This is a genomic window from Mesorhizobium sp. M5C.F.Ca.IN.020.32.2.1 (assembly GCF_004023105.1).
GTDB lineage: Bacteria > Pseudomonadota > Alphaproteobacteria > Rhizobiales > Rhizobiaceae > Mesorhizobium > Mesorhizobium wenxiniae.
Window position 1 is genome coordinate 1 of record NZ_RZSX01000474.1, and the last position, 4,974, is coordinate 4,974.

Genomic DNA, 4,974 nt, shown 5'->3' on the forward strand with positions numbered 1-4,974 from the left:
CAACTCTACGACTGCGCCAGCCGTGAAGTGGCGCTGACGGTGGCTTTGGCGATCAGAGAAGCGGCCGCGCGTCGCCTCGGCGTGGATGCTGACGAGATGGGCTTTGCGGCGCCTCCCGCCATCCATCCTGCCGGCCAGCGCAATTGGACCGCTGCTGTCTTCGACCGGGCGAGCGGAGGCGCCGGCTTCTCTGCCACGATAGCTCGTGATCCCATCGGCATACTTAACGAGGCTAGAGACTTGCTGGACTGCAGCAAGTTGGGCCGTTGTGGCGATCCCGATGCAGTATTCGCCTGCCCTCGCTGCGTGCTCTCGGTTGATAGCCAACATGCGGTCGAAGGCACCGACCGGAGGGCAGCGCATTCCCTACTCACCGCCATTGGACGCAGTCTGGACCTTCCCAAGCGCTTCCGACTGTTCGGACCTGCCACCGAATATGAATCCGCACCTCTCCCCCAAGCACTCTCCGACCGCCTTGGGGACGATGCGTCGAATACACTGGTCGTGTTCATGTCAGGGCCTCCTGCAGAGTGGGAATTGGAGACTTGGCAAATGGCGCCCGTTCTGGAACGCTGGGGCGCTCGCGGGCGCGGGGTGCAGATCGCAGTCGACGCGAGCGCGCTGACCGCTACCGATGCCGTCACGCGTCGGAACGTGGTACTATGGGCTCAGCGCGCACGCGTCGACATCGTAGCGCGAAACGAAGTCGACAACGACGCCTGGCTGGCGGGTGTGGTCTCGACACGTGGGCTAACCGCCTGGGCATCATCGTCTGCATCCGCGAAGGCCGTGGGTATTGGTTGGGGCTCTGTCTCCGATGCTCCGGTGGTACGAGGTGCAACGGCGCTTGCCGCGCCGCGGGAGCGGCTAGATGTATCCGCCCTGCTCTCGGCCGGCGGCAGTGAGGCCATTTTCGAGATTGCTGATGAGCTCGACGGACCAGCCGCGGGTTTCGGTGCCCGGCTCAGGGCGCTGTTGCGCGCGCGCTCGACGGAATTAGCGCAGGTATTCGCTGCCCCGTGTTTGGAGATTCGCTATTCGGACAAGTACCTGTTCAATCCGCTGTCCATCCGTCTCCTGACGGAAGTGGTCGCCGCCTTCAGCGACTATGACACCAACGTCAAAGTGCAGACTCTCGCCGCCAAGACCGGCGGTGGGGCTCGTACAGGACCGTGGTTGCATAGGGATTGGGCCGACCTAGTTACGCGTACGGCGGTTATGGAGCAATCGCTTGTCGAGGTGGTGCCGAAAGTGCAGGTGTCACAAGTCCAATCCGCGCCGCACCGCCGTCGCCTTGAATTTCGAACGCCGCGTGGCTCTGGCACGATCTTCTTTGATCAGGGAATGGGCTCATGGCGAGTTACCGACGAACACCACGATCATGCTAGCTCAATCTCTGAGCAGGTGACGAGCCTTAAACGACCGTTCTCAGTTCTCAACGGTCTAGATGGGACGTTCCTTGCGGTGAGACTTGACTGAGAGTCGACTCCTCAAGGAATGCACGGTTCAGCGTGAATGGCGCGTCCGGCCAACTTTGGCGCCTGAAGGCGGCTGTTTTTGCGACGTTCGCCTATAGCGTCGCAGGCGGCTGCATCCCTAATGAGCACTGAGAACCATGACCTGTGACCATATAGACAACGACGATTATCCCGTTAGTTCACAGCGCAGCAGGATAATGCGTTCGGTACGGCAAAAGGACACGTCGCCCGAGATGAAAGTGCGATCGGCTCTTCATGCCGCCGGTCTGCGATACCGCCTTCATGTTAAGGGCCTCCCGGGAACGCCGGATCTCGTTTTTCCCCGGCGAAAGGTCGTGGTATTCGTTCATGGCTGTTTCTGGCATCGCCATCCGGGCTGCCATCTCGCGACCACGCCAAAGTCCAGGGTCGCGTTCTGGACGGAGAAGTTTAGGCGCAATCGGGAGCGTGACGCCGCTGCTGCGGGCGCACTGCGTTCGCGGGGCTGGGCTGTCGTGGAGGTGTGGGAATGCGAGATAAAGCGTAACGACTACCTGGAGCCGCTCCTACAAATATTGCGACTGGCGATAGATGCGCGGATGAGCCAACCACACCGCCTTCATCGAAGCTTTAACGCTAGTCTCAGACGGAAAACTTCCGAATCCGGAACGCGAGGTGCGGAGGGAGGATGAATTCGAATTCGTCGCCAAGGTGCAGCACCGTGGTGACCTCGAAGTGAAGCTGGCGATGGTGATTTGGACAGACCGTAATGACGTTTTGCGGCCCCAGCACATCAACGCTGAGTGTCGATACCTGCACCACGTGGTGAGCTTCGACATACGGCATACCATCCGGTTTGAAGAACGTGGCCCAAGCCTGACCCAAGACGTCGCAGCCCTGACACCGGTGGTTGTTCGTTAGCTTCACCATTGCTCCGATCGGCCCGCGTTCCACGTATCGGCTAATCCGGTGCTTGATGATCGGAGTAGCATCGCGCGTCAAATCCCACACCGCTTTGCGTATTTCGGGGTTTTGCAGGTCGGGTGCGCTTGCGAGTAGGGGCAGCTGATCAACGTTCGTACTAAAGTCGACAAGTGAGTCGATGAAGGCTTGTGCGGTGGCGGTACCGCCCCGCAACGCCGGTTCTAGAGCACGTCCTGTGATCGATGAATCGATTGTGAAGTGACGGCTGCGTTTTGTGCTGATTCAACGTCCACCTCGATGGAGGTTGACGATGGGAAAAGCATTGAGCGTGGATCTTCGGTCGCGGGTCTTGAAGGCTTCGGACGAGGGCATGTCGGCGCGGCAAGCGGCGGCGCGGTTCGGCGTGGGAGTGTCCAGCGCGATCCGCTGGATTGCGCGGGCGAAGATCGGCGAACTGGCGCCCCGCCCGCAGGGCCGCCGCCGTGCCTCCAGCCTCGATGCGCATGAAGCCTTCGTCGTCGGGCTGATCGAGGAGCGCAAGGACATCACGCTGAACGAGATGGTGGAGCGGCTCGTCGCCGAGCAGTCGGTGCGCATCAGCCGCAGCGCCTTGAGCGCCTGGCTTCGCCGCCACGGCTGGACATTCAAAAAAAGTCCGCGCACGCACTGGAGCAGGATCGCCCCGACATCCTGAAGCGGCGCCGCGACTGGTTCGACGGCCAGCTCGACCTCGATCCGGCGAAGCTCGTGTTCATCGATGAGACCGGCCTCTCCACAAAGATGGCCCGCCTGCGTGGAAGAGCGCCGCGCGGCGAGCGCTGCCGGGCCGGCGTGCCGCATGGCCACTGGAAGACCACAACCTTCACCGGAGCGCTGCGGCTGACGGGCATGACTGCGCCCTTCGTCTACGACGGCGCCATGAACGGCAACGTGTTCCTGGCCTATGTCGAGCAGGTGCTGGTCCCGACATTGTCGGAGGGCGACGTAGTTGTCATGGACAACCTGCCCGCCCACAAGGCCGCCGGCGTGCGCGACGCGATTGAGGCCGCAGGCGCGAGCCTGCTCTACCTGCCGCCTTACAGTCCCGACTTCAACCCGATTGAGAACGCCTTCGCCAAACTCAAGGCGCTGCTGCGAGCAAAGGCCGAGAGAACCATCAAGGCGTTGTGGGACACGGTCGGCGCGGTCGTCGACCTCTTCACCACAGCCGAATGTGCCAACTACTTCAAAGCCGCAGGATATGAACCGGATTAAACAGGACGCGCTCTAGTCTCGGAAGAGAAGGGCGGATGTCGAAAGATACCGCTAGTCGTAACTTTTATTGCCGGTGCCGGCAGATCGACGTTCCGACCTTCCGATCGTTGAAACGCTCCGGCGGATCTGCAATCTGAGTTCGCCGATATCGGAAACGTCGGATAGACGAATGGGATAGTCGGCCGTCTCCAATTTAACTCGACGGTCGTTCGGGTCGAGGTCGGCGAGGGCCTTACTGTCGACCCACGCCCCCTCAAGATTGCCACCGAGCACCGCGAGGCGGGCTAAGATGGTTTCAAGGGTCGCGATATAGTCCGGGTTGTAGGCGGGCTTGCCTCGGGAGACGCCGCCATTCGAGTGAAGCACGATGTCGACCCCGATGGCCGTTTCTTCGACCTCGAACTCTGCGTCCAGTATCTGACCATCCTCACCGAAAGCCGTCAAGACATTTTCCTCACGGCGCCGAGTGTTGGGCGAGCGACGCAGGGTTCCGATTCTCTGCCTCGCTAGCGATCATGCCAAGAATCTGACATCTATGCATCTTGTCGGGACCAAAACCTTATGTCGAACCTTTTACTGCAGTTGGCAGACCCGGACGAAGTGGCTGCGATCGTCGATGATGTGCGCCGGGAGGCTCGGTACGTTGTTACGGACTTTTCCGTCGAACTGGTGGTTTCGAAATTTCGCGATGAGGCCGAGACGGAAGGGGACATCTACGTTCCGGAGTATCAGCGAAGCCTCGCTTGGAACGAGGAGCAAAGCTCCTATTTCATCGAGAGCCTCATCCTCAGGGTCCCAGTTCCTCCGGTATTCCTCTATGACGTCGAGGGGCGCTTGGAGATCGTTGACGGCTCGCAACGGATCCGAAGCCTAGTACGATATTTGCGGGATGGGTTCGCGCTGAGAGGTCTCGAGAAGCTAGACATACTGAACGGATATCATTTCGCCGATTTGCCGCCCTCGGTGCAGCGGCGTCTCAACAACACGCCAATACGTTCGTTCGTCTTGGACCAGGGAACCGACGAAAGCACCCGTGTTGAGCTGTTCAGGCGCCTCAACACATCAGGAAAGCGACTTGAAGACGCCGAAATACGGAAAGGCGTTTACCGCGGTGCCTTCCTCGATCTGGTGATTGAAAGGGCTGCATCAGACCTCTTTAAGAGCTTGACGCCCCATATGGCCAAGGGCGTCGACGCTCGCAGCGAGCGTCAAGAGCTAGTCACGCGCTTTTTCATCTACTGCGACCGCTACCTGGCGTTCCGCCACGATGTCAGGAAATTCCTCGACTCCAACATGGACAAGCTGAACAAGTCCACTGACGAAGCGCGGCTCTCGGAGA

At 60.3% G+C, this 4,974-nt stretch carries 6 protein-coding genes; 4 read left to right on the plus strand and 2 right to left on the minus strand.

Annotated elements, in window-relative coordinates; genetic code table 11:
• Both EOA86_RS22050 and EOA86_RS22055 read left to right on the plus strand, forming a co-directional pair.
• On the plus strand, positions 1–1,479 hold a 1,479-nt coding region (locus EOA86_RS22050), incomplete at its 5' end, for a DUF1998 domain-containing protein (RefSeq protein ID WP_128343564.1).
• 136 nt (positions 1,480–1,615) lie between these two features.
• On the plus strand, positions 1,616–2,149 hold the full coding sequence (locus tag EOA86_RS22055; RefSeq protein ID WP_091595102.1) for a very short patch repair endonuclease: 534 nt from the start codon (positions 1,616–1,618) through the stop codon (positions 2,147–2,149).
• On the opposite strand, the gene EOA86_RS22060 is transcribed toward EOA86_RS22055, so the two are convergent.
• Entirely contained in the window at positions 2,100–2,594 is a 495-nt protein-coding gene (locus EOA86_RS22060; RefSeq protein WP_091595100.1) for an HNH endonuclease signature motif containing protein, read from the minus strand. The two genes, EOA86_RS22055 and EOA86_RS22060, sit on opposite strands and share 50 nt — an antisense overlap.
• A gap of 97 nt (positions 2,595–2,691) precedes the next feature.
• On the opposite strand from EOA86_RS22060, the gene EOA86_RS22065 reads away from it, so the two are divergent.
• A protein-coding gene (locus tag EOA86_RS22065) for an IS630 family transposase (RefSeq protein WP_164784121.1) occupies positions 2,692–3,635 on the plus strand; the annotation gives its coding sequence in 2 pieces (ribosomal slippage) (positions 2,692–3,028 and positions 3,028–3,635; 945 coding nt in all).
• Positions 3,636–3,686: 51 nt separating this feature from the next.
• On the opposite strand, the gene EOA86_RS22070 is transcribed toward EOA86_RS22065, so the two are convergent.
• Complete coding sequence (locus EOA86_RS22070) at positions 3,687–4,079, minus strand: hypothetical protein (RefSeq protein WP_091595098.1); 393 nt, start codon at positions 4,077–4,079, stop codon at positions 3,687–3,689.
• Positions 4,080–4,196: 117 nt separating this feature from the next.
• Between EOA86_RS22070 and EOA86_RS22075 the strand changes: the two genes are divergently transcribed.
• On the plus strand, positions 4,197–4,974 hold a 778-nt coding region (locus EOA86_RS22075; protein ID WP_164891899.1), incomplete at its 3' end, for a DUF262 domain-containing protein.

Bases quoted from the DNA above. Each gene is read 5' to 3' on its own strand.
- EOA86_RS22055 (WP_091595102.1), top strand. From the start codon at position 1,616: ATGACCTGTGACCATATAGACAACGACGATTATCCCGTTAGTTCACAG.